The following is a 22861-nucleotide window of genomic DNA, read 5'->3' as shown; positions in this document are numbered from 1 at the left end:
GGAGAACCGCATGCGCTCCCCCGTCCTGCCCCTGACCTGGCATCTGGCCCGCTCCTCCGGCCGCCGCGGCCTCCAGAGCCTGCTGCTCGCCGCCGCGGTCGCCGCGACCGGCACGTTCGTGATGCTGGTGGTGCTGGCCGCCTGTCTGGGCTCCGGCACCCGCGCCGACCGCACCGCCTGGCGCACCCCCGAGCCCGCCCGGCAGGCCACCGCCGTCCAGGCCGTCACCACGACGTACGTACGGCACGAACCCGTCACCGTGGTGTCCCTGGCCCGGCTCCCCGGCCGGCCCCCGACCGGGGCACCGCCCGGCCTCGCCCGCTTCCCCCGGCCGGGCGAGGTGTACGTCTCCCCCGCCCTGGCCAAGCTGCTGCGGGAGCTGCCCGCGGACCGGCTGGCCGACCGGTTCCCGAGGACCGGGTCCTACGGCACGGTCGGCGCCGCCGGTCTCGCCTCGCCGGACGAACCGGTCGCCGTGGTGGGCCGGGCCCCGGACGCCCCGGAGGTCTCCGCGGCCGCCGCGGGCGACCAGAACTGGTTCGACGAGGGGCAGACGGCCCGGGCGCGCATCGCCGGGTTCACCGGGACGAAGGCGAGCATGTTCACCGCCACCGACCAGGGCATGGCGCTGCTGGGGGTCGTCCTGCTGGCGATGCCCGTGGTGGTGCTGTCGGCGGCGGCCGGACGGCTCGGCGCGGCCCGGCGCGAGCAACGGCTCGCGGCGCTGCGGCTGGCCGGGGCCACCCCGCGCCAGATCATCGCGATGACCGCCGCCGAGGCCGCCGCGGTCGGCGCGGCTGGGGCCCTCGCGGGCGCGCTGGCCTACACGGCGCTGCTGCCCGCGCTGGCCCGGATCCCGTTCGGCGTCGGCTCCTGGTACACCGGCGATCTGTGGGTCGGACCCGGCTGGGTCGCGGCGGCCGTGGCGGCGGTCGCCGTCCTGATCACGGTGAGCGCGGTGTCCATGCTGCGGCAGGTGGCGACCGCTCCCCTGGGCGTCGCCCAGCAGGCGCACCCGCGCCGCACCCGGCTGATCCGGCTCGCCCTGTTCGTGGCGGTCCTGCTCTACATCCTCACCTCCTCCGGCGGCGACGGCGGGGTCACGCCGCGTCAGGCGCTCTCCCTGCTGCTGCTCTTCTACGGCGCGTTCTGGCTGTTCGGGCCGTGGGTGGTGGACCGGCTGGGCCGGCTCGTCGGCCGGTTCGCCCGCCGCCCCGCGACCCTGCTGGCGGGCCGCAGGCTCAGCGACGACCCGCGCGGCGCCTGGCGCACCGTCAGCGGACTGGTGCTGGCCGGGTTCGCGGCCGGGTTCTTCTCGGTCAGCCTGCTGGGCACCGACGGGTCCGCCCACCGGGACACGCTCGCGGTGCTCACCCCCGACGGCGGGCGGGCGGCGGCCGAGGCGCGCACCCTGCTGAAGGAGTCCGGGGTCGCCGCGACGGTCACGGTCGGCCGCGAGGACGACTACGACAGCCTGCTGGCCGGGTCGAAGGGCCTGATCGTGCGCGTCTCCGGCGGCGACCGCGCGCTCGACACGGCCGCCACCGCCCTCACCGGCCTCGGCCCCGCCCGCGCCCCCTACGGCCAGGACTACGCGGGCGCGAGCGACCGGGTGGTCACCGACCGCCTCGCCGACGTCAGCACCGGCACCCTCGCGCTGAGCTTCCTCGTCGCGACCGCCTCCGCGGGCCTGACCGCCGCGGCGAACGTCCTCGACCGGCGCCGGGTGTACGGCCTGCTGCGGCTGGCGGGCACCCCGCTGAAGGTGCTGGACCGGGCCCGCACCCGGGAGACGGTGATCCCCCTGGTGGTCCTGGCCGGCGGCACCACGGCCATGGGGGTGTACGGCTCCTACCGGCTCAACGAGATGGCCGGGGCCACCGTCGACACGGCCGGCGCGACGCGGCTCGCGGTCTGTGTCGTCCTGGGCGCGCTCGCCATGGTCGCCGCGATCACGGCCAGCCGCCCGCTGCTGCGCCGGGTGACGGCGGACCCGGCGCAGCGCGCGGACTGAGTGCCGTCGGTCCGCCGCGGCGCCGTCCTGGCTGTCCGCGCGGTGCGCCGCGCCCGTTCGCCGGCCGGGCCTGCCCGCCCTCCCCCGCCACCGACCTGAGGCATGATGCGACCCATGATCCCCCCGAACCAGGTCGGCGCCGGCGTCACCGCGGCCGCTCCCATCCGGGTCCTGATCGCCGACGACCAGGACATGGTCCGCACCGGCTTCCGCTTCTTCCTGGACGCGCAGCCGGACATCACGGTGGTCGCGGAGGCCGCCGACGGCGAGGAGGCCGTGGCACGCGCCCGTGAGCTGCGGCCGGACGTGTGCCTGCTGGACATCCGGATGCCGAGGCTGGACGGCCTGGAGGCGACCCGGCTGCTCGCCGGGCCCGGGGTGGCGGACCCGCTGCGGGTGGTCGTGGTCACCACCTTCGACCTGGACGAGTACGTGTACGGGGCACTGCGCGGCGGTGCCTGCGGCTTCCTGCTGAAGGACTCCGGGCCGACGCTCCTCGCCGAGGCGGTCCGGGCCGCCGCCGCGGGCGACTCCCTGGTCTCCCCGTCGGTCACGGTCCGGCTGCTCCGGCATCTCACCGCCCCGCAGCCGCCCGCGGCCGCCCCGCGCCCGGCCGCCGCCGAGCCGCTCACCGACCGTGAGCTGGACGTCGTCCGCCTGGTCGCGCTGGGCCGGACCAACGCGGAGATCGCCGCCGGGCTGTACGTCTCCCTGTCGACGGTGAAGACCCATCTCTCCAGCGTCCAGCTGAAACTGGGTGCCCGGAACCGTGTGGAGATCGCGGCCTGGGCCTGGCAGCACGGCCACGCCGGACCGCGCTCCTGAGCCGGGCCGTGCCTCAGAGGTCCAGGAGGCGGGTGAGGGTGCGCAGGACCCCGTTGTCGTTGTTGGAGGGCGCGAGGTGGCGGGCCCGCTCGACGACCCGGGGGTGGGCGTTGGCCATGGCGAAGGACCAGTCGGCGGCGTCCAGCATCTCCAGGTCGTTGAGGTAGTCGCCGAACACCACGGTCTGCGCGGGGGTGATGCCCAGCTCGCGCTGGAGGCGGCGCAGGGCGGCGCCCTTGTTGGCGGTGCGGTTCATGACGTCGACCCAGTGCTCGCCGGAGACGACGACCTGGTGGGTGTCGGCGAAGGGGGCGAGCCCGGGGGCGGTGCTCTCCTCGGCGGCGCCGAAGTCGAAGAGGGCGACCTTGATGACGTCGTCGTCGACGGCGGTGAGGTCCTCGACCTGTTCGCAGCGCACGTAGTACCGGCGCACCTCGGCCAGGAAGGCCTCGTCGGTCCGCTCGACGTACGCGGACCGCTTCCCGCAGACGACCGCGCCCAGGTCGACCCCGTCGGCCGCGAGTCCCCGCGCGGTGTGCACGATCCTCGCGGTCACGGCCGGCTCCAGCGGATCGGAGCTGAGTTCCCGCCCGTCGCGCACCACATAGGTGCCGTTCTCGGCTATGAACACCATCCCGTCGGCGACCTCGGCGAACTCCGCCGCCAGGGTGGCGTACTGGCGTCCGCTCGCCGGGCTGAACAGCACCCCGCGCTCCCGCAGCCGCGCCAGCGTGTCCCACAGCCCCTCGGGGATCCGCTTGTCGTCGTCGAGCAGCGTGCCGTCCATGTCGGTGACGACGAGCCGGATGTCGGGGGGACCGGCCGGGAGCTCGGGGGCGGCCTGCCGGGGGGCGTGCGAGTAGGGCATGTCCTGCTTCCTGTGCTGCGGGCGCGCGTGCTGCGACGGGGGTGACCGGATTGTCACCCTACCGGGGGACCCCGCGAATCCCGGGACAGCGATGATCATGGGGCGGCACAATGGACAGCCGGACGGATGGTCGCACGAAGGAGCGGTGACGTGGGCGGTGCACGGCTGGACACCAGCGTGGCGCACAACGCGCGGGTGTGGAACTACTGGATCGGCGGCAAGGACAACTACGAGATCGACCAGCGGGTCGGCGAGCACGTCGCCGGCATGTTCCCGCTGATCCGGGACATCGCCCGCGCGGACCGCTGGTTCCTGGGCCGGGCGGTGCGGTTCCTCGCCGAGGAGGAAGGAGTGCGGCAGTTCCTGGACATCGGCACCGGGCTGCCGACGGCCGACAACACGCACGAGATAGCGCAGCGGATCGCGCCGGACTCGAAGATCGTGTACGTCGACAACGACCCGATCGTGCTGGCGCACGCCCGCACCCTGCTGACGGGCACCTCCGAGGGCGCCACCGACTACATCGACGCCGATGTCCACGACCCGACCGCGATCCTCGAACGGGCCTCCGGCACCCTCGACTTCGACCGGCCGGTCGCGGTGATGATGCTGGGCATCCTGAACTTCGTGCTGGACTACGAGGCGGCCCAGGACATCGTCCGCAAGGTCATGGCCCAGGTCCCCTCCGGCAGCTACCTGGTGCTCACCCACCCGACGCACGACGCGGAGGTGGGCGGCGAGGGCCAGATCCCGGCGATGAAGTTCTGGAACGAGAACGCCACCCCGCCGATCACCGCCCGCTCCGGCGCGGAGATCACCGCGTTCTTCGAGGGCCTGGAGCTGCTGGAGCCGGGCCTGGTGTCCTGTGCGCGCTGGCGGGCCGACGACGACGCGGCGGCGGTGGTGCCGCAGTACGGCGCGGTGGCCGTGAAACGCTGAACTCCTGCACGCCCTGCACGCCCAGCACTTCCTGCACTCCCTGCACTTCCTGACGGACGAGCCCGCGGAGGACGTATGAGCACCCTTGCCGACCCCGTCCCCGGCGGGCGTCCCGGAGAGGTCGAGCGGGCCTCGGCGCTGAGCGGGGAGCTGTCCGGCGCGGGCGTGCACGGGATCGTCCTGTCGTACGTCGACACCGCGGGCGTCGGCCGGGTGAAGGCGGTCCCGGCGACGGGGCTGGCGTCGGCGGTGGCCTGGGGCGTCGGGATGTCCCCGGTGTTCGACACCTTCCTGGCCGACGACCACATCGTCACCACCGACGTCCTCGGCTCCCCCGACGGCGATCTGCGGCTGTTCCCCGACCTGGACCGGCTGGTGGCGCTGGCCGGGCAGCCGGGGTGGGCCTGGGCGCCGGTCGACCGCCTCACCCAGGACGGCGAGCGGCACCCGGGCTGCTCGCGCACCTTCCTGCGCAGGATCGTCGCGGACGCCGCCCGCGACCACGGCCTGGACTTCCGGGCCGCCGTCGAGATCGAGTGGGCGGTCGGGCTGGACTCCGCGCCCGCCAGGGAGTTCGTCCCGGCGACCACGGGCCCGGCGTACGGCGCGACCCGGATGATCGAGCTGGGCGAGTACACCGCCGATCTGCTGGCGGCGTGCGAGGCGCAGGGCGTGACCGTCGACCAGATCCATCCGGAGTACGCGCCGGGCCAGTTCGAGATCTCGGTGGGGGCGCTGGACCCGGTGGCGGCGGCCGACCGCAGCGTCCTCGTCCGGCAGACGATCCGCGCGGTGGCCCGCCGGCACGGGCTGCGGGTCTCCTTCTCCCCCGCCGTCGCCGCGGAGGGCGTCGGCAACGGCGGGCACGTCCATCTCTCGGCCTGGCGCGACGGCCGCAACCTGCACTCCGGCGGTGAGCGGCGGCACGGTCTGACGGCCGACGCGGAGGCCTTCGCCGCCGGCGTCCTCGCCCGGCTGCCGGCCCTGACGGCGGTGACCGCGCCCAGCCCGGCCAGCTATCTGCGGCTCAGGCCCTCCCAGTGGGCGGGGGTGTTCACCGCCTGGGGCCTGGAGACCCGCGAGTCGGCCCTGCGGCTCGTGCGGGGCACGGCCGGGCGGCGGTCGGAGCAGGCGAACCTGGAGGTCAAACCCGTCGACCTGGCCGCCAACCCGTATCTGCTGCTGGGCTGTCTGATCGCCGCCGGACTGGACGGGCTCACCGCGCGGGCCGCGCTCCCGGAGGAGATCACCGGCGACCCGGTCCGCCTCACCGCCGAGGAGGCCGCGGCGAAGGGCGTACGGCGGCTGCCCACCTCACTCGCGGCGGCGGTCGCGGAGTTCCGCGAGGACGCGGTGCTGCGGGCCGCGCTGGGACCGGTCCTCGCCGACGCGGTGACCGCCGTACGGCAGGGCGAGATCGACGCGACGTACGGGCTGGACGACGCGCAGGTGGCCGCCGCCTACCGGTGGGTGTACTGAGGTGGGTGCCGGACCGGTCCACGAGGAGCTGGCCGCGCTGGAACTGGTGGACCACCACTGCCACGGGGTGACCACCGGCCCCCTGGACCGGCCGGGCTTCGAGTCGCTGCTCACCGAGGGCGAGCCCTGGCCCGGCGTCTCCCCCTTCGACACCCCCGCCGGGGTCGCCGTGCGCCGTCACTGCGCGCCCCTGCTCGACCTCGACCGGCACGCCCCCGCCGACACCTATCTGGCCCGGCGCGCCGCGCTCGGCCCCGAGGAGGTGAACCGCCGCTTCCTGACGGCGGCCCGCACCGGTGTGTTCTGCGTCGACACCGGTTTCGCCCCGCTCCCGCTCACCCCGCCCGCCGCACTGGCCCGGGCGGGCGGCGGCACCGCGCGGGAGGTCGTACGGCTGGAGTCGGTGGCGGAGTCCGTGGCCGCGCGCGGCGTCGACGCGGGCGGGTACGCCGACGCGTTCCGGGCGGCGGCGCTGGACGCGGTGCGCCGGCCGGGCGTGGTCGGGGTGAAGTCGGTGGCCGCCTACCGCACCGGCTTCGACCTGGACCCGGCCCGCCCCTCCGACGCCGACGTCACCCGGGCGGCCCGGCAGTGGCTGGCGCGCGGCGGCCGGCTCGACGACCCGGTCCTGGTACGGCATCTGCTGTGGACCGCCGTCGACCTCGGCCTGCCGCTGCAGCTGCACACGGGCTTCGGCGACCACGACATCCGGCTGCACCGGGCGGATCCCGCACATCTGACGGACTGGCTGCACCTGATCGCGGGAACGATCCCCGTGCTGCTCCTGCACTGCTGGCCCTACCAGCGGCAGGCCGCCTATCTGGCGGCCGTGTTCGAGCAGGTGTACCTCGACGTGGGGCTCACCCTGCACCACGTCGGCCCGGTGCGGGCACGGACGGTGCTGGAGGAAGCGTTGGAGATCACACCGTTCCGCAAACTGCTGTACAGCTCCGACGCCTACGGTGTGTCGGAGTTCTATGCCCTCGGAGCGCTGACGTTCCGCCGCGGCCTCGGAGACCTCCTCCAGGACCGGGTGGACGCCGACGAACTGAGCCTGCCCGACGCGCTGCGCCTGGCGCGCTGGGCCGGAGCGGACAACGCCCGCCGGGTCTACCGGCTTCCCGACGGACACTGAAAGTATGATCAAGCAATGTCAGATTTGACCGAGACCACGCCCGGCTGGCTGAGCGCAGACGAGCTCGAGATGGCCCGCGCCCGCATGCCGATCCTGTACGTCGAGGCCGTGCCCGTGCGCGTCGACGACAGCGGCGAAGTCGTCAGCATCGGCCTGCTGCTGCGCATCGGACCCGACGGAAACGTCAACCGGACCCTGGTCTCCGGCCGGGTCCTGCACCACGAGCGGGTCCGCGACGCCCTGTTGCGGCACCTGGAGAAGGACCTCGGACCGGTGGCGCTGCCCCGGCTGCCGGCCTCCCTCCAGCCGTTCACGGTGGCGGAGTACTTCCCGACGCAGGGCCTCACCCCGTACCACGACCCCCGTCAGCACGCGGTGTCGCTGGCCTACATCGTGCCGGTGACCGGTGACTGCCAGCCCCGCCAGGACGCCTTGGACCTGGTCTGGTTCGACCCGCAGGAGGCGGCCTCCCCGGCGGTGCAGAGCGAGATGCCGGGCGGGCACGGGTTCCTGCTGCGGCAGGCGCTGGCCCACGTCGGTCTCTCGGCGTCCTGAGCGCCGTGGCCCCGCTGCCCGGTCCGCGCCGCCCCTGCACACTCGTGGTGTGCAGGGGCTGCTGCTGCGGCGACGCCCGCAAGCACCCCGGCCACGACCACGCCGGGCAGCTGGAGCGGCTGCGGGCGGCCGCCGCCGGGTCGGACGGGGCCCTGGAGGTCCGTACGACGGACTGCCTCGGCCCCTGCGACCAGGCGAACGTGGTCGTCGTGCAGCCCTCCGCCGCCGGGCGCCGGGCGGGCGGCCGGCCCACCTGGGTCGGGTTCGCCTCGGACGACGACTCCACGGACGAGCTGCTGCGCTGGGCGCGGGACGGCGGCCCCGGCCTCGCCTCCCCTCCGGTCGCCCTGGAGCTCCAGTTCATCCAGCCGCCCCGCGACGCCCGGGTGCGCAGCCGCCGCTGACAACTGCCGTGGCGATTGGCCGAGTTGGGCTCGCGGATCTTGATGTCGTAGGTTGACCCGATGGGGGCTACGACACAAGAACGGGCCGGGACGCGTTCCGGCGGGGCGGCCCGGTCGTCGGCGCTGATGGCGCTGGGCACGGTGGTGTCCCGGGCGACCGGGCTGATCCGGCAGGTGCTCCAGGGCGCCGCGCTCGGCACCGGTCTGCTGGCGACGACGTACAACACGGCCAACACCGTGCCCACCAGCCTGTACACCCTGCTGATCGGCGGCGCGCTCAACTCGGTGCTGGTGCCGCAGCTGGTGCGGGCCCGGTCCGTGCACGCGGACGGCGGCCGCGCCTACGAGCAGCGGCTGGTCACCCTGGTGGTGTCGGTGCTGGCCGTCGGGACCGCGCTGGCGGTGTGGGCGGCGCCGGAGATCGTCAGCGTGTATCTGCGCGACACCCCGGACCAGCACGAGGCGTACGAACTCACCGTCGTCTTCGCCCGGTTCCTGCTCCCGCAGATCTTCTTCTACGGGCTGTTCAACATGTACGGCCAAGTCCTCAACGCCCGTGAGAGGTTCGGCGCGATGATGTGGACGCCGGTCCTCAACAACATCGTGCTGCTGGGGGTGTTCGGCGCCTACCTCGGGCTGATGACCGTGCCCGGCCGGGTGCAGGACATCACCGACACCCAGGTGCGGCTCCTCGGCGTCGGGACGACCGCCGGGATCGTCGTACAGGCGCTGGCGCTGGTGCCGTTCGCGCGGGCGGCCGGGTTCCGGTTCCGGCCGCGCTTCGACTGGCGCGGCTCCGGGCTCGGTTCGGGGGTGCACGCCGCCAAGTGGACGCTGCTGTTCGTCCTGACGAACCTGGTCGCCCTGACCGTCGTCACCAACTACGCCAACGCGGCCGACCAGGCGCTGCCGGACGCCGGCGCGGGCTACACGGCGTACACCTACGCCCAGACCATCTGGATGCTGCCGCAGTCGGTGGTCACGGTGTCGCTGGTGACCGCGCTGCTGCCGCGGATGAGCCGGGCCGTGGCGGAGGGCCGGATCGCGGATCTGCGCGCCGATCTGTCCCGGGGGCTGCGGGTGAGCGGGGTCGTCGTCGTGCCCGCCGCGTTCCTGTTCCTGGCGCTCGGCCCGCGGATCGCGACGCTGCTGTTCGCGCACGGGGCGGCCGACGCGGCCTCCGCGCAGCCGCTCGGGCACATGCTCCAGGCGTTCGGCCTCGGACTGATCCCGTTCTCGGCGCAGTATCTGCTGCTGCGCGGCTTCCACGCCTTCGGGGACACCCGGACGCCGTTCCTCATGGCGGTGTGGATCGCGGCGGTGAACATCGCGCTGGCCACCGCCTGTCATCTGCTGCTGCCGGTCCGCTGGGCGGTGACCGGCATGGCCGGCGCCTACACCGTGTCCTACCTGGCCGGACTCGCCCTCACCGCACGGCTGGTGCGCCGACGGGTCGGCGGCCGGCTCGACGACGGGGCCCTGCGCCGGACGTACACCCGGCTGATGGGCGCCTCGGCCCTGGCGGCGGCCTGCGGCTGGGCGGCGGACCGGGCGTGCGGCCAGTGGCTGGGCGGCGGCACGGTCCCCACCGCGCTGGCGCTCACGGCGGGGACCGTCACCCTCGGCCTGGTCTACGCGGCCCTGGCGCGGCTGCTGCAGGTGGAGGAACTGCGCCGGCTCGGCAGGGTCCGCTGACACCTCACCGGGTGACCTGCTCGGCGAGGGCGGCGCGGGCGCGGGCCACCCGGGAACGGACCGTGCCCACCGGGCAGTCGCTCACCCGGGCCGCCTCCTCGTACGGCAGCCCCAGCAGCTGCGTCAGCACGAACGCCTCGCGCCGGTCGGCGGGCAGCGCCTCCAGCAGCTCGCGCAGGACGATCCCGTCGTCGAAGCCGGGCAGCCCGCGCGGCTGCGCCAGCTCGACGGCGGGCCGCCAGTCCGGGAGGTCCGCGAGGCGCGGGCGGGTCGCGGCGTAGCGGTAGCTGTCCATCACGGCCCGGCGGGCGATCGACAGCAGCCACACCCGCGCCGAGCACCGCCCCTCGAACCGGTGCAGACTGCCCAGCGCCCGCAGGAAGGTGTCCTGCGCCAGGTCGTCCACCGCCTGCGGGTCGGCGCACAGATGGGCCACGTAGCGCAGCACGTCCCGGTGCAGGGCCCGCACGAGCTGCTCCACGGCTCCGGCGTCCCCGTGCCGGGCGGCCAGGGCGAGGGCCGTGGTGGTCTCGTCGGCGGGGTCGTCCTTGTGGGCGCGGCGGCGGGTGCCGTGCCGGGCGGCCTTGGTGTGGTCGCGGGGGCTCTCGTGCCTGCCGGTCTTCTTGTCGTGCGGGGTCGTCGGAGCAGGGGGCATCGCCGTGGGTCCTTCTCGGGTGGAGGGAAAGTGCCGTACGGTTCCGGCCGTCCTCGGCGGACGGCGGTCCGTACGGGCGGCCCCCGGGAAGTGATCGCGTGGACGAGAAGAGAAGGCCGCGGCATCCGCTCCGAACGACCGCGCACCCCGGCGCGGGAAGGACGGGGCAGGACAGGCCGGTGGGCGGGCCACCTCAGCGGAGCGGTCAGCCACCCGGCCACGGCCCGCAGCAACCGGAACCCGGCCCGCTCCCCGTGGGCCAGCCACAGCCCGCACAGCAGGGCGGCCAGCAGGTGGGCGGCCGGCATGCCGCCGGACGGGGTCCCGTCGGCCGGACCCATGTGATCCATCCCGCTCATGGCGCCGGCGGTGACCGGCGAGGCGAGGGAGAAAGCGAGGTGCAGCAGGGCCTGCGCGACGAGCGCCACGGCCGTCACCAGCGGCACGCCCCGCTCACGTCCGGTCAGGCACCGGCCCGCACCGCCCGTGACGGCGAACCCGACGACCAGCGCCCACCAGGACAGCGGAGAGCCCGACATCATGACGTGGCCCAGGGCGGCGAGCAGCACACAGACGGCCGCGAACACAGCGGCCCGCAGCATGCGCGACCAGCGCCCCGGGATCATGGGGCCTCATCCTGGCAGCACGCTCACGGACACCCACGAGAGCTGGGCGAATCCACAGCTCCCTCGGACCAGCTCACAGGCTGGCGGCCTCTTTGATCTCCACGGTCACTTTGCGGTTCGTGATGAGCACCCGCTTCACTTCGTCGCCGATCTCGAACGTTCCCTCCACGTCCGTCGGCGTGATGACCTGGGGGACGGTCCCACCGGGCGCCTCTTCGATGAGATCCAGATGGATTTCAGTTGGGATGAGCGGCGGCGGCGCGAGTTTCAACTTGAGTTCGTAGCCCGGGGTTCGGCATGAGCAGGTGCCCTTCACCGTGACCCGGCGTCGGCCCTTGCCGTCCCGGTCTGCGGTGGCCGTGAAGTCCTCAGGACCGGCTGTACAGGCGAATCCGTTCGTGGGCTCGTACATCCCTACTCCCATCGACTACTCGCTGCGTGACAGGTTCACACAGCGAAATCAGTGTCAATGTCCGTGATGACCGCCGCAATCGGAGATCGGATCTTCGGGTTGTGCCCGGAAACAGCTGAGGGCCTTGGCTCACGTCATGTGATCCAAGGCCCTGACCTGGACAGAAAGCGTCCTGTATACGTCGGGACGACAGGATTTGAACCTGCGACCCCTTGACCCCCAGTCAAGTGCGCTACCAAGCTGCGCCACGTCCCGTTGCCCGTCTGACCTGGGGTTTCCCCTGGGTGAACGTGCAGGGAAACCATACCGCACTCGGGTCGGTGGTCGCGCACCCGTTTCCGTGCGGGGCCGGTCAGGGGTGGGGCAGGCCCAGTTCCGGGTAGGCGTCGAGGAGGCGGGGCGGGGCGGCCTGGCGCCAGGAGTCGGCGAGGATGTCGCGCAGCTCGTCCTCGTCCTCGACGGCGGCGAGCCGGGCGCGGACCCAGGCGAACTGTGCCTCGTGGGACGCGATCCAGAACTTCTCGGGCTCGGCGAGGACCAGTTCGTCGCGCTCCTCCTTGGGGCAGCGCACGGCGAGCGACGTCTCGTCCTCGGGCAGGGTGGCGAACATCTTCCCCGCGACCCGGAACGTGGGCATGTTCCAGGCGACCTTCTCCGTGGTGTCCGGCAGGGAGAGGGCGATACGGCGTACGTCTTCGGCGTCGGGCATGCTTCGCACCGTAACCGCCGGCACTGACAGTCAGCCGCTGGTGAGGCGTTTGTAGTACAGGGTGGTGGGGCGCAGGACGCCGGCCGGGTCCGCCGCGTAGTCGGGGATCACGCCCGCCCTGGTCCAGCCGGCGGTGCCGTAGAGGCGCTCGGCGGGGCTGTCGGTCTCGGTGTCCAGGTGGAGCAGGGTGACACCGGCGGCGAGGGCGGCCCGCTCGGCGGTGGTGAGGAGCGCGCGGCCCAGGCCCTTGCCGCGGGCGTCGCGGTGGACCATGAGCTTGACGAGTTCGGCGCGGTGGCGGCTGTTGGGTTTGTCGGGGAAGGCGAGGCTGACGGTGCCGACCACGCGGTCCGTGTCGTACGCCGCCCAGACCGCGAGACGTCCGGCGTCGGCGCCCTCGGCCCGCTCGCGCCACCAGGCGAGTGCCTCGGCGGTGTCCAGCGGTGCCAGGAAGCCGATCGACGCGCCGCCGGCCACGGTGTCGACGAGCAGGACGGCCAGCTCCTCGGCCGCGTGGCGGAGATCGGCCCCGGCCAGGCGCCGCACGGTCGCCGTCATGGCAGCACCACCGCCAGCACATAGCGCGCCCCGGTGTCGCCGACGCAGCGGAACCGGGTCGGCCCCCACACCCGCAGGCGCAGGCAGTCGCCCGTGTCGAGGTGGTGCTCGTCGTCCCGGTCGGTCAGGGCCAGCGCTCCTTCCAGGACCCAGATGTGCTGTTCGAGGCCGGGTACGGGCGGGCGGTCGTAGGCGATGTCGGCGCCCGGCGCGAGCCGTCCCTCGACGAGTTCGCCGCGCAGTCCGCGGTGCGGCGGGGACACGGACCTGCGTACGAAGCCGGCGCCGCGGTCCTGCCAGACCTGCTGGTCGGCGGCGCGTACCAGCAGCGCGGACTCCGTCTCGACCTCGCTGAGCAGCTGGGACATCGTCCGCCCGTACACCGCGCACAGGCGGTTGAGCAGCGAGGCCGTCGGGCTGGTCTCGGCCCGTTCGGCGCGGGAGAGGGTGGAGCGGCTGATCCCGCTGCGCTCGGCCAGGTCCCCCAGGGACCAGCCGCGTTCGGCGCGCAGTTCGGCCAGGCGGGCGCCCAGCCGGGCATCGACGGCGTCCAGGGCCGCCGCCTCCTCGGCACGTCTCATATACGGGAAGCTATCCCGGATATGAGACGAGCACGTTACGGGCGGCTCACACCCGTGCCGCGTCCCGCAGCGCGTCCAGCACCGGCAGGATCAGCGGGTGCTCCTCCGCGCCGCGCCGTACGGCGGCGAAGACCCGGCGGGTCGGGGCCGCGCCGTCTATCGGGCGGACGACGACACCGGTGAGGTCCATGCCGCGCAGGGCCGAGCGCGGGACGAGCGCCACGCCCGCGTCGGCCGAGGCGAGGGCGACGACGGCGCGGAAGTCGTCGGAGGAGTGTTCGAGCCGGGGCTGGAACCCGGCGCTCTCGCAGGCCAGGACGACCACGTCATGGCAGGGGTTGCCGGGGTAGGGGCCGATCCAGGGGTCCTTGGCCAGCTCGGCGAGGGGGACCTCCTCGGCGTCGGCGAGGCGGTGGGCGACCGGGACGACCGCGTCGAAGGGCTCGGCGTACAGCGGGATGTGCGCGAGCCGCGGATCGTCGGCGGCCGGGGCGCCCCGGTACTCGACGGCCACCGCGACATCGACCTGCCGGTCCAGGACCATCGGCAGGCTGGCGTCCCCCTCGGCGTCCTGGACGCGGATCCTTATCCCGGGCGCGCTGCGGGCCAGCCGGGCCACCGCGGGCGCCACGACCAGGGCGATCCCCGTCGCGAAGGCGGCGACGGTGACCGTGCCCGCCTCACCCGAGCTGTACGCGGCCAGCTCCGCCTCGGCCCGCTCCAGCTGGGCGAGGACCGCATGGGTGTGGGCCAGCAGGATCTCGCCGGCCGGAGTGAGCCGTACGCCCTTCGCACCGCGCTCCACCAGCCGGTGCCCGGTCTCCTGCTCCAGGGCGGCGAGCTGCTGGGAGACGGCGGAGGGGGTGAGGTACAGCGCGGCGGCAGCCGCCGTCACGGTGCGGTGGTCGGCCACCGCACGGAGGATGTGGAGCCGCCGCGCCTCGATCATGGGATCGATTATCGCAATATGTCGGGGCTCCTCAGCCCTCCAGTTCCGCGCGCGCCGCGACGAAGGCGTCCACCGCGCGGTCGACGTCCTCGGTGGAGTGCGCGGCCGACAGCTGGACCCGGATCCGGGCCTTGTCCTGCGGGACGACCGGGTAGGAGAAGCCGATCACGTACACCCCGCGCTCCAGCAGCAGTTCGGCCATCCGGCCCGCCTTCGCGGCGTCGCCGATCATCACCGGGGCGATGGCGTGGTCGCCGGGGAGGACGTCGAAGCCCTCCTCGGTCATGCGACGGCGGAACAGGGCGGTGTTCTCCCTCAGCCGGACGCGCAGGTCGTCGGCCGATTCCAGCAGGTCGAGGACCTTCAGGGAGGCGGCCGCGATCACCGGGGCGAGGGTGTTGGAGAACAGGTACGGGCGGGAGCGCTGGCGGAGCAGGGCGACGATCTCCGCGCGCGCCGCCACATAGCCGCCGGAGGCGCCGCCGAGGGCCTTGCCCAGGGTGCCGGTGATGATGTCGACGCGGTCCATCACCCCGTGCAGTTCGGGGGTGCCGCGGCCGCCGGGGCCGACGAAGCCGACCGCGTGGGAGTCGTCGACCATGACCATCGCGTCGTAGCGCTCGGCGAGGTCGCAGATCTCGCGCAGCGGCGCCACATAGCCGTCCATGGAGAAGACGCCGTCGGTGACGACGAGCCGGCGGCGCGCGCCGGACGCCTCCTTCAGCTGCCGCTCCAGGTCCTCCAGATCGCGGTTGGCGTACCGGAAGCGGCGGGCCTTGGACAGCCGGATGCCGTCGATGATCGAGGCGTGGTTGAGGGCGTCGGAGATCACCGCGTCCTCTGGGCCGAGCAGCGTCTCGAAGACACCGCCGTTGGCGTCGAAGCAGGAGGAGTACAGGATCGTGTCCTCCTGGCCGAGGAACGCCGACAGCCGGGCCTCCAGCTCCTTGTGCACCTCCTGCGTACCGCAGATGAACCGCACGGACGCCATGCCGTAGCCCCAGCGGTCCAGCGCCGCGTGGGCGGCGGCGACGACCTCGGGGTGGTCGGCGAGACCGAGGTAGTTGTTGGCGCAGAAGTTCAGGACCTCACCGGGACGGCCGCCCGCGGTGACGGCGACGGTCGCCGACTGCGGGGTGCCGATCACCCGCTCGGGCTTGTGCAGTCCGGCGGCGCGGATCTCGTCGAGGGTGGTGCGCAGGTCGTCGCGCACGGAGTCGAACATGGGGGAAGCTCCTTGGGTGCCGTCGCCGAAAGGGGGTTACGCGGTCCAGTCGAGGATGACCTTGCCGCCGCGGCCGCTCGCCGCGTCGGCGAACGCCGCCTCGAAGTCGCGGTACCCGTACCGGCCGGTGATCACGGGGGCGAGGTCGAGGCCGGCCTCCAGCAGGACCGACATCGCGTACCAGGTCTCGAACATCTCCCGGCCGTAGATGCCCTTGATGGTGATCATCGAGGTGACGATCCGGGCCCAGTCGACCGGGAACTCCTCGGCCGGCAGGCCGAGCATGGCGATCCGGCCGCCGTGGGTCATGTTGGCGATCATGTCCCGGAGGGCCTCCGGCCGACCGGACATCTCCAGACCGATGTCGAACCCCTCGCGCAGCCCCAGCTCACGCTGGCCGTCGGCGATGGAGGAGCGGGAGACGTCGAGGGCGAGGCTCGCGCCGATCTTGCGGGCCAGCTCCAGGCGCTCCTCGCTCACGTCGGTGACCATGACGTTGCGGGCGCCGGCGTGCCGGGCGACGGCGGCGGACATCAGGCCGATCGGTCCGGCGCCGGTGATGAGGACGTCCTCGCCTACCAGTGGGAACGACAGCGCGGTGTGCACGGCGTTGCCGAACGGGTCGAAGATCGCGGCCACGTCGAGGTCCACGGGCACCCGGTGCACCCAGACGTTCGAGGCGGGCAGCACGACGTACTCCGCGAAGGCGCCGTCGCGGCCGACGCCGAGGCCGACGGTGGCGCGGCACAGGTGGCGGCGGCCGGCGAGACAGTTGCGGCACTTGCCGCACACCAGGTGTCCCTCGCCGCTCACCCGGTCGCCGACGGCGATGTCGGTGACGTCCCGCCCCGTCCCGACGACCTCGCCGACGAACTCATGCCCGAGGACCAGCGGGGTGCCGATGGTCTGCTGCGCCCAGCCGTCCCAGGCCCGGATGTGCAGATCGGTGCCGCAGATACCGGTCCGCTGCACCTTGATCAGTACGTCACCGGGGCCGGCCTCGGGCTCCGGGACGTCCCGGAGCCACAGCCCGGGCTCCGCCTTCTCCTTGACCAGCGCCTTCAAGCTGCGGCTCCTGTGATGAGGCCCCGGGGGCGCACGGACGGGCCGGGGCGCCCCGCTGCCGGGGAGGGATTCGTTCAGCAATCTGCCGCATGCCGGCGGCCCCGGTCCATCGAGCTTTTCTTAAGCGGAGCAACAGGTTTCCTTCACGCCCTGATCTTGAAGCGCGGCAACACGCGGGGCCATCCGGCGACCCCAGGCGCGGGGCCCCGCTCGGCGGGGGGCGGGGCGCAGGACGACAGGCACCGCCGGGGCGAGAGGCACGGTTGGGGCGAGGGCACGGTTGGGGTGAGAGGCGTGGTTGGGGCGAGAGCCGCGGTCGGGGCGAGAGCCGCGGTCGGGCGAAGGACTCGGCCGGGAGGACACGCACCGCCAGGCGAAGGCGCCGCCGGGCGAAAGACTCGACCGGGACGACAAGCACCGCCGGGACGACAGGCACGACCGGGCGAAAACCCCGCCGGGACGACAAGCGCCGCCACGACGGCAGGCGCCGCCCGCGCGGAAGGCTCGGTCGGCGTTCTTCTCCGGGAGAGGCCGCGCCGCCCACCGGGCAGCCCCTGCTCCCGTGGGCCGCCCGGGCAGGCCCTACGCCGGTGGTGTGCCCGTCTCCAGGCGGGCGACGAGGTCGGCGGCGGTCGCCTTGATGGTCTCCAGGCCGGGTGTGCCCCAGCGTCGGGGTGCGAGGTCGGCGACGCACACCGTGCCGAGGACCGTGCCGGTCGTGTCGATGAGCGGGGCGCCGAGGTAGGAGCGGATGCCGTACTCGTCGACGACCGGGTTCCCGGCGAAGCGCGGGTAGTCGGCGACGTCCTCCAGGACCAGCGCCTTGCGCCGGACGACGACGTGCGGGCAGTAGCCGTACTCGCGCGGCAGGCGCCTGCCCACCTCGGGCTTTCCGCCCCGGGCCGGCTCGCCCCCCGCCGGGGTGTGCAGCCCGGCGAAGAACTGCCCTTCCTCGCGCAGGAAGTTGACCATGGCGTAGGCGGCGCCGGTCAGCTCGGCGAGACGCTCGGCGAAGGTGTCCAGGGCGGGCTCCGGCCACTCCCCGAGGCCGAGTCGGCGCAGCCTCCGGGTGCGGGCGGGGGCGTCCCGGTCCTCCGGGGTGAGCAGCAGGCGACCGGCCGGGCGGGGCGGGTCGTAGCTCATGGGCGTGCTCCGGGCGGGCGGGCCGGGTCGCCGGGGAGGTGGGCGTAGGTCGTCATCTGCGGCTCCATGGCTGGGGATGCGGGGTCACATGGTGGCGCCGCGGCTCGGCTGGGGTGCCCCCGGTGCGTGGGCGATGAGGTGCCGGACGAGGGTGAGCAGGGTCTGCACACCGGAGGCGGAGATCCGGGCGTCGCAGCGCACGATCGGGATGTCCGGGTCCAGGTCGATCGCGGCGCGCACCTCCTCGGGGTCGTAGCGGTGGGAGCCGTCGAACTCGTTGACGGCGACAATGAAGCCGAGGCCGCGCTCCTCGAAGAAGTCGACGGCCGCGAAGCACTCCTCGAGGCGGCGGGTGTCGGCGAGGACGACCGCGCCGAGGGCACCCTCGGACAGCTCGTCCCACATGAACCAGAACCGCTCCTGCCCGGGCGTCCCGAACAGGTACAGCACATGCTGCGGGTCCAGGCTGATGCGGCCGAAGTCCATGGCGACGGTCGTCTCGACCTTGTTCTCGATGCCGTCGAGGTTGTCGGTCGTGGCACCGACCGTGGTGAGCAGCTCCTCGGTGCTGAGCGGGGCGATCTCGCTCACGGCGCCCACGAAGGTGGTCTTGCCGACCCCGAAGCCGCCCGCGACGAGGATCTTCAGGGCGGTCGGAAAGGGGTCGGCGCGGCCGTCGTCGGAGCGCCCGTACGTCTCTCGCGCGTCGTACGCACCGTGTGCACCGTGTGCGTCGTATGCGTCCGCGCCGTATGCGTCGTACGCATCGCACTCGTCGCTCTCAGAGCTGTCGTCGTAGTCCATCGAGCACTGCCTCCAGTAGGGCCCGGTCGGTGGGGTTGTGGTGGAACTCGGGGGGCTTGGTGGTCAGGGCCCCGCAGTCGACGAGGTCCGACAGGAGGACCTTGGTGACCGCCGCCGGCAGCTTCAGATGGGCGGCGACCTCGGCGACCGGGACGGGGGCCCGGCACAGGTCGAGGGCCGTCGCGTGCTCGGGGCCGAGATAGCCGAGGGGTCTCGCTCCGGTGGCCATCACCTGGGACATGAGGTCGAGGGCGACGGTGGGCTCGGTGCGCCCGTTGCTGACCGTGAAGGGGCGCACCAGCCGTCCGGCCGCGTCGTCGAGCCAGGGCCCGTCGCCGGCCGCCGCCACGCTCAAGTTCCCGTCACCGACGCATCGACGGCGTGCTGCCGGGGCGCGGTCGTCAGGTACGGCCGCACGCTCTTCACGAGCATCGCCATCTCGTAGCCGAGGACGGCGGCGTCGGCCTCCCGTCCGGCGAGCACGGCGAGACAGGTCCCGGAACCGGCGGTGGTGACGAACAGCAGTGTCGCGTCGAGTTCGACGACGACCTGGCGTACGTCCCCGCCGTCGCCGAAGCGGACGCCAGCGCTGCGGCCGAGGGAGTAGAGGCCGGAGGCCAGGGCGGCCATGTGGTCGGCACTGTCGGCGTCGAGGCCATGGACCGACTTCACCAGTCCGTCGCAGGACAGCAGTACGGCGCTGTTGGTGTGCGGTACGCGCTGTACGAGGCCGCTCATCAGCCAGTCGAGATCGGATGCCTGGCCGGTCGGCGCGTCGCTCGCCATGGTGGATCGACTCCTTGGGGTACGAAGGTCTGCGGGAGCGCTGGGGGTGGGGGTGGGGGTGGGACTCATCCGGCGGGTGCGCTCCCGTCGTGCCGGGGGGTGGGGTGGTCGGAACCGGGGTCGGAGGCCTGCCCGGCCCCGGCCAGCCAGTCCCGCGCGCCGTACGCCCGGGGGGCGCCGGAGGCGTGCGCGGAGGACACCTCGGCTATCCGGGACGGGCCGCCGGGGGGTGAGGCCGGGGTGGCGGCGGGCTGGTGGGGTGAAGCGACGGGCGGTGGTCCCGGAGCGGTCGCGGGGGCGCCGGTGGCGGTCCGGTGCGACGGGGCGGCGAACCTGTCCGGGGTGGTGGCGGACCCCTGGGGCGGGCCGGCCTGCCCGCCCGGGGCGGCGACCGGGGACCCGGTGGCGGCGGACCGGTGGGGCGGGGCGGCGGGTGAGTCCGGGGTCGGCGTGCGGGGCTGGTCGAAGGGGCCGGGTGCCGGGTAGGCGCTGCGTTCCAGGGCCTCCCACTCCGGGAGCGGTACGGCCGACTGGAGCACCTCCGCCTCCAGGCTCTGCTGGGCCTCGGCGAGGCCGATGCCGCGCTGGAAGGCGGCCATCAGACCGGGGTCGTGGCCGGCGGGCTGCTCGACGTCCGGCCGGGGGGCCGGGCCGCCGCGCAACTGGGGCACGATGTGCTCCTGGGCACGGCGCCGGGGCAGTTGGGGCTTGCCCAGGGTGCCGCGCACCGGGCCCGAGCGCGGGACGGGCGCGATGCCCGCGTTCTCCTCCACGACCCGCCGGTCGGCCCGCCGGATCCCGGGCACGGCCTCGGCGGGATTGGGCCGGTCGTGCCGCTCCCCCCGCACGGGCAACGGCCCGGGACCGCCGAGGGAGCCGGAATCCCGGCCGTGCTCGGAGGCGGCTTCGGAGGAGGGGGTGGGTGCGGCGGATCCACCGGCAGCCGGGGCGCCGGTGCCGGCGCCGGCACCGCCGTGGAGGCGGGTCGGTACGCGGGAGCCGTCGGTCTCGGGGGTGATCGGCGGGTGGTGGGGGGCGCTGAGCGGGCGCCCGGTGGTGGCGTCGGCGTCCTGCGACTGCGGTGGAACCGGAGGCCGCTCCGTACCGCGCGTGCTCCGCGGCGGCTGCGGGTGCCCGGGAGGCCGCCCCGCACCGCTCGTGTCCTGGTGCCGTGGAGACACCGGAGGCAGCCCCGCACCACCCGCCCCCAGCTCCTGCGGAGACACCGGAGGCCGCCCCGCACCACCCGTGTCCTGCCGCCGTGGAGACACCGGAGGCAGCCCCGCACCACCCGCCCCCAAGTCCTGCGGAGACACCGGAGGCCGCCCCGCACCCCCCGTCCCCAAGTCCTGCGGAGACACCGGAGGCCGCCCCGCACCACCCGTGTCCTGCTGCCATGGAGACACCGGAGGCAGCCCCGCACCACCCGCCCCCAGCTCCTGCGGAGACACCGGAGACCGCCCCGCACCACCCGCCCCCAGCTCCTCCGGAGACACCGGAGGCAGCCCCGCACCGCCCCCCGCGTTCTGCGACCGTGGAGGCACCGGAAGGCGTTCCCAGCCGCCCGTGTCCTCCCCCTGCGGCGGCCCGGGCCGCCGGGGTGTCATGCCCTGCCCCCGGGACGGAGTCGGCTGCGGCACCGCGCCTGCTCCCGGCCCCGCCGGACCGCGTCCCGTGTCCGATCCCTGGCGCGGCAGTTGCCGCGAGGCCGTCGCATGCGTGGCCGGGGCCTGCCGGTGGTCGGCGGCGGGCACGGGTTCCGGAGCCGGAGTCGGAGCGAGCGGATCGCGTGCCGGTACGACGTCGGCCCCCGCGGCACCTCCCAGCAGGGCCTGCGGCACGACGAGAACGGCCTGGACACCGCCGTAGATGTTGGACTGGAGGCGGACCCGGATGCCGTGCCGGCGGGCGAGCTGGGAGACGACGTACAGGCCGATGCGGCCGTCGGCCAGCAGGCGTCCGACGTTGACCTGGTCGGGGTCGGCGAGCAGCGCGTTCATCCGGGCCTGCTCCTCGACGGGCATGCCGAGGCCGCGGTCCTCGACCTCGACGGCGAGCCCGGAGGTGCACAGGGTGGCGCGCAGCAGCACCTGGGTGTGCGGGGCGGAGAACACCGTGGCGTTCTCGACGAGTTCGGCGAGGAGATGGATGACGTCGGCGACGGCGTGCCCGCGCAGCTCGCCGTCGATCGGCGGGACGAGCTTGACCCGGGAGTACTGCTCGACCTCGGCGATGGCGGAGCGCAGCACCTCGGTCATGGAGACGGGGTTGCTCCACTGCCGCCGGGAGACGGCCCCGCCGAGGACGGCGAGGTTCTCGGCGTGGCGGCGGATGCGGGTGGCGAGGTGGTCGACGTGGAAGAGGCCCTTGAGCAGCTCGGGGTCCTCGATCTCGTTCTCCAGCTCGTCGAGGATCGAGATCTCGCGGTGCACGAGGGACTGAAGCCGTCGCGCGAGGTTGACGAAGACCTCCAGCTTCTGTTCGCTGCCGGCCTGGCTGGACAGCTGGGAGGCCTGGACGACGGCCGTGACGGCGCCCGAGTGCGCGCGGGCGAGGTCGGCGGCGAGCAGCTCGAAGTCGTCGGCGTCCCCGGGCGGCCCGCCGCGCGACTTGCGCCGCTCGGGGACCTCGCCGCGGCGCAGCGACTCGACGAGCGCGCGCAGGTCGGCCTCGCCGCGCGCACTGCTGCGGCGCAGGGCGGCGACGCGGTCGCTGACGGAGCGGGCGGCACGGTCGGCGGCGACGGCCGCGACGAGGATGCCGACGCCGGTGACGGCCACCGCGCCGGCCAGGACGGCCCACAGGACCGGACCGGGCCGGGTGCCGGTGGAGCGCACGGTGAACAGGACGACCGCGCAGGCGCTGAGCGCGACGGCGGTCGGCGGCAGCACGGCGAGCCGCAGCAGCTGGGGCCTTAAGTGCGTCTCGGCCGGCACGGGTGCGGTGCGGGCCACCGGGCGTCCGTGCCGCCCGCCCTCACGGCGGTCTGCACGTGCGACGGGTGCGCGGAGGTGAGACATCGGTGTCCTCGTACTGGGTCCGTGGGCCTGTTTTCTGACGCGGGTACGCACGGCGGGCATACGCCATCGGCCACTCACAGTAGTCACCAAGGCATCATGTGCGGCGGACAGTTGACAAACTCCCCCGGGGAACGTCCCGCTCTGGTATGAGCCCTCGCACGGCCGTCCGATATCTCATCATCGGACGTGACCGGGATCGAAAAGACAATGATCAGACCACGTCGGAGCCGATCCCGAACGAACACCGGGGACCGAGCCCCCTCCGCTCCCCCGACCCCCACCACAGGTGCTCCACCACGACACACCCGACCCCCGGACCCACCCCCGAGGGCCCGGCCACCACCCCGCCGAATATCACTCTCCGTATCGACTTTGGCCTTGATTTGGCGAGGGTGCGGTCCGGTCTCGACACCG

22 protein-coding genes and 1 tRNA gene are annotated in these 22861 nt (G+C 73.9%); 8 read left to right on the top strand and 15 right to left on the bottom strand.

The genetic code is table 11. The features are described from left to right. Positions 1–10: 10 nt before the first annotated feature. The gene (locus ABZ490_RS04130; protein WP_358983793.1) at positions 11–2014 is read left to right on the top strand and encodes an FtsX-like permease family protein; all 2004 of its coding nucleotides are present in this window, start codon (positions 11–13) and stop codon (positions 2012–2014) included. 114 nt (positions 2015–2128) lie between these two features. After that, complete coding sequence (locus ABZ490_RS04125; RefSeq protein ID WP_358983791.1) at positions 2129–2839, top strand: response regulator transcription factor; 711 nt, start codon at positions 2129–2131, stop codon at positions 2837–2839. Between the two features lie 13 nt (positions 2840–2852). On the opposite strand, the gene ABZ490_RS04120 is transcribed toward ABZ490_RS04125, so the two are convergent. Further along, positions 2853–3707, bottom strand: a complete 855-nt coding sequence (locus ABZ490_RS04120) for a Cof-type HAD-IIB family hydrolase (protein ID WP_358983789.1) — start codon at positions 3705–3707, stop codon at positions 2853–2855. A 150-nt stretch (positions 3708–3857) separates the two neighbouring features. Here ABZ490_RS04120 and ABZ490_RS04115 point away from each other — a divergent pair, with 150 nt between their 5' ends. From ABZ490_RS04115 to murJ, 6 genes are all read left to right on the top strand, one after another. Next, a complete protein-coding gene (locus tag ABZ490_RS04115; RefSeq protein ID WP_358983787.1) occupies positions 3858–4646 on the top strand; it encodes an SAM-dependent methyltransferase in 789 nt (262 codons plus the stop codon). Between the two features lie 75 nt (positions 4647–4721). Further along, complete coding sequence (locus tag ABZ490_RS04110) at positions 4722–6125, top strand: glutamine synthetase family protein (RefSeq protein ID WP_358983785.1); 1404 nt, start codon at positions 4722–4724, stop codon at positions 6123–6125. A 1-nt stretch (position 6126) separates the two neighbouring features. After that, positions 6127–7260, top strand: coding sequence for an amidohydrolase family protein (locus tag ABZ490_RS04105; RefSeq protein WP_358983783.1), 1134 nt, complete (start codon positions 6127–6129; stop codon positions 7258–7260). A gap of 15 nt (positions 7261–7275) precedes the next feature. Beyond that, positions 7276–7815, top strand: a complete 540-nt coding sequence (locus ABZ490_RS04100; RefSeq protein ID WP_358983781.1) for an NUDIX hydrolase family protein — start codon at positions 7276–7278, stop codon at positions 7813–7815. Between the two features lie 14 nt (positions 7816–7829). Then, the gene (locus tag ABZ490_RS04095; RefSeq protein WP_358984324.1) at positions 7830–8219 is read left to right on the top strand and encodes a (2Fe-2S) ferredoxin domain-containing protein; all 390 of its coding nucleotides are present in this window, start codon (positions 7830–7832) and stop codon (positions 8217–8219) included. A gap of 60 nt (positions 8220–8279) precedes the next feature. Continuing rightward, the gene (gene murJ, locus ABZ490_RS04090) at positions 8280–9914 is read left to right on the top strand and encodes a murein biosynthesis integral membrane protein MurJ (RefSeq protein ID WP_358983779.1); all 1635 of its coding nucleotides are present in this window, start codon (positions 8280–8282) and stop codon (positions 9912–9914) included. A gap of 4 nt (positions 9915–9918) precedes the next feature. On the opposite strand, the gene ABZ490_RS04085 is transcribed toward murJ, so the two are convergent. From ABZ490_RS04085 to ABZ490_RS04020, 14 genes are all read right to left on the bottom strand, one after another. Continuing rightward, positions 9919–10569 carry a sigma-70 family RNA polymerase sigma factor gene (locus ABZ490_RS04085; RefSeq protein ID WP_358983777.1) on the bottom strand — a complete coding sequence of 217 codons (651 nt, stop codon included), beginning with the start codon at positions 10567–10569 and terminating at the stop codon, positions 9919–9921. Positions 10570–11268: 699 nt separating this feature from the next. Beyond that, positions 11269–11607: a hypothetical protein gene (locus ABZ490_RS04080; RefSeq protein ID WP_358983775.1), complete on the bottom strand. Its 339-nt coding sequence runs from the start codon at positions 11605–11607 to the stop codon at positions 11269–11271. Between the two features lie 181 nt (positions 11608–11788). Continuing rightward, positions 11789–11862: transfer RNA gene (locus ABZ490_RS04075), tRNA-Pro, on the bottom strand. Positions 11863–11959: 97 nt separating this feature from the next. Next, the gene (locus ABZ490_RS04070) at positions 11960–12316 is read right to left on the bottom strand and encodes an MmcQ/YjbR family DNA-binding protein (RefSeq protein ID WP_358983773.1); all 357 of its coding nucleotides are present in this window, start codon (positions 12314–12316) and stop codon (positions 11960–11962) included. Positions 12317–12346: 30 nt separating this feature from the next. Further along, complete coding sequence (locus ABZ490_RS04065; RefSeq protein ID WP_358983771.1) at positions 12347–12874, bottom strand: GNAT family N-acetyltransferase; 528 nt, start codon at positions 12872–12874, stop codon at positions 12347–12349. Further along, positions 12871–13455 (bottom strand): XRE family transcriptional regulator, encoded by a 585-nt coding sequence (locus ABZ490_RS04060; protein WP_358983769.1) that lies wholly within the window; start codon positions 13453–13455, stop codon positions 12871–12873. Before ABZ490_RS04060 ends, ABZ490_RS04065 begins: the two co-directional genes overlap by 4 nt. Before the next feature lie 46 nt (positions 13456–13501). Next, positions 13502–14404 carry a LysR family transcriptional regulator gene (locus tag ABZ490_RS04055; protein ID WP_358983767.1) on the bottom strand — a complete coding sequence of 301 codons (903 nt, stop codon included), beginning with the start codon at positions 14402–14404 and terminating at the stop codon, positions 13502–13504. Positions 14405–14435: 31 nt separating this feature from the next. Further along, positions 14436–15629 carry a glycine C-acetyltransferase gene (locus ABZ490_RS04050; protein WP_358983765.1) on the bottom strand — a complete coding sequence of 398 codons (1194 nt, stop codon included), beginning with the start codon at positions 15627–15629 and terminating at the stop codon, positions 14436–14438. A gap of 36 nt (positions 15630–15665) precedes the next feature. Beyond that, positions 15666–16694, bottom strand: coding sequence for an L-threonine 3-dehydrogenase (tdh, locus tag ABZ490_RS04045; RefSeq protein WP_358983763.1), 1029 nt, complete (start codon positions 16692–16694; stop codon positions 15666–15668). A gap of 582 nt (positions 16695–17276) precedes the next feature. Then, entirely contained in the window at positions 17277–17837 is a 561-nt protein-coding gene (locus ABZ490_RS04040) for a GAF domain-containing protein (protein ID WP_358983761.1), read from the bottom strand. Between the two features lie 84 nt (positions 17838–17921). Then, the gene (locus ABZ490_RS04035; RefSeq protein ID WP_358983759.1) at positions 17922–18641 is read right to left on the bottom strand and encodes an ATP/GTP-binding protein; all 720 of its coding nucleotides are present in this window, start codon (positions 18639–18641) and stop codon (positions 17922–17924) included. Further along, positions 18619–18990 carry a DUF742 domain-containing protein gene (locus tag ABZ490_RS04030; RefSeq protein WP_358983757.1) on the bottom strand — a complete coding sequence of 124 codons (372 nt, stop codon included), beginning with the start codon at positions 18988–18990 and terminating at the stop codon, positions 18619–18621. The genes ABZ490_RS04035 and ABZ490_RS04030 overlap by 23 nt, the downstream gene beginning before the upstream one ends. Before the next feature lie 2 nt (positions 18991–18992). Further along, positions 18993–19427, bottom strand: a complete 435-nt coding sequence (locus tag ABZ490_RS04025) for a roadblock/LC7 domain-containing protein (RefSeq protein WP_358983755.1) — start codon at positions 19425–19427, stop codon at positions 18993–18995. Between the two features lie 65 nt (positions 19428–19492). Then, on the bottom strand, positions 19493–22447 hold the full coding sequence (locus ABZ490_RS04020) for an ATP-binding protein (protein WP_358983753.1): 2955 nt from the start codon (positions 22445–22447) through the stop codon (positions 19493–19495). Positions 22448–22861: the final 414 nt, after the last annotated feature.

This window comes from Streptomyces sp. NPDC005811 (assembly GCF_040630405.1).
Taxonomy (GTDB): Bacteria; Actinomycetota; Actinomycetes; order Streptomycetales; family Streptomycetaceae; genus Streptomyces.
Note: the sequence above shows the minus strand (reverse complement) of the source record. Positions and strands in the feature narration are given on the sequence as shown.

Coding starts and splice junctions, on each gene's coding strand:
- ABZ490_RS04130 (WP_358983793.1), top strand. CDS start 11: ATGCGCTCCCCCGTCCTGCCCCTGACCTGGCATCTGGCCCGCTCCTCC.
- ABZ490_RS04125 (WP_358983791.1), top strand. CDS start 2,129: ATGATCCCCCCGAACCAGGTCGGCGCCGGCGTCACCGCGGCCGCTCCC.
- ABZ490_RS04120 (WP_358983789.1), bottom strand. CDS start 3,707: ATGCCCTACTCGCACGCCCCCCGGCAGGCCGCCCCCGAGCTCCCGGCC.
- ABZ490_RS04110 (WP_358983785.1), top strand. CDS start 4,722: ATGAGCACCCTTGCCGACCCCGTCCCCGGCGGGCGTCCCGGAGAGGTC.
- ABZ490_RS04100 (WP_358983781.1), top strand. CDS start 7,276: ATGTCAGATTTGACCGAGACCACGCCCGGCTGGCTGAGCGCAGACGAG.
- murJ (WP_358983779.1), top strand. CDS start 8,280: ATGGGGGCTACGACACAAGAACGGGCCGGGACGCGTTCCGGCGGGGCG.
- ABZ490_RS04085 (WP_358983777.1), bottom strand. CDS start 10,569: ATGCCCCCTGCTCCGACGACCCCGCACGACAAGAAGACCGGCAGGCAC.
- ABZ490_RS04080 (WP_358983775.1), bottom strand. CDS start 11,607: ATGTACGAGCCCACGAACGGATTCGCCTGTACAGCCGGTCCTGAGGAC.
- ABZ490_RS04070 (WP_358983773.1), bottom strand. CDS start 12,316: ATGCCCGACGCCGAAGACGTACGCCGTATCGCCCTCTCCCTGCCGGAC.
- ABZ490_RS04065 (WP_358983771.1), bottom strand. CDS start 12,874: ATGACGGCGACCGTGCGGCGCCTGGCCGGGGCCGATCTCCGCCACGCG.
- ABZ490_RS04060 (WP_358983769.1), bottom strand. CDS start 13,455: ATGAGACGTGCCGAGGAGGCGGCGGCCCTGGACGCCGTCGATGCCCGG.
- ABZ490_RS04055 (WP_358983767.1), bottom strand. CDS start 14,404: ATGATCGAGGCGCGGCGGCTCCACATCCTCCGTGCGGTGGCCGACCAC.
- ABZ490_RS04050 (WP_358983765.1), bottom strand. CDS start 15,629: ATGTTCGACTCCGTGCGCGACGACCTGCGCACCACCCTCGACGAGATC.
- ABZ490_RS04040 (WP_358983761.1), bottom strand. CDS start 17,837: ATGAGCTACGACCCGCCCCGCCCGGCCGGTCGCCTGCTGCTCACCCCG.
- ABZ490_RS04035 (WP_358983759.1), bottom strand. CDS start 18,641: ATGGACTACGACGACAGCTCTGAGAGCGACGAGTGCGATGCGTACGAC.
- ABZ490_RS04025 (WP_358983755.1), bottom strand. CDS start 19,427: ATGGCGAGCGACGCGCCGACCGGCCAGGCATCCGATCTCGACTGGCTG.
- ABZ490_RS04020 (WP_358983753.1), bottom strand. CDS start 22,447: ATGTCTCACCTCCGCGCACCCGTCGCACGTGCAGACCGCCGTGAGGGC.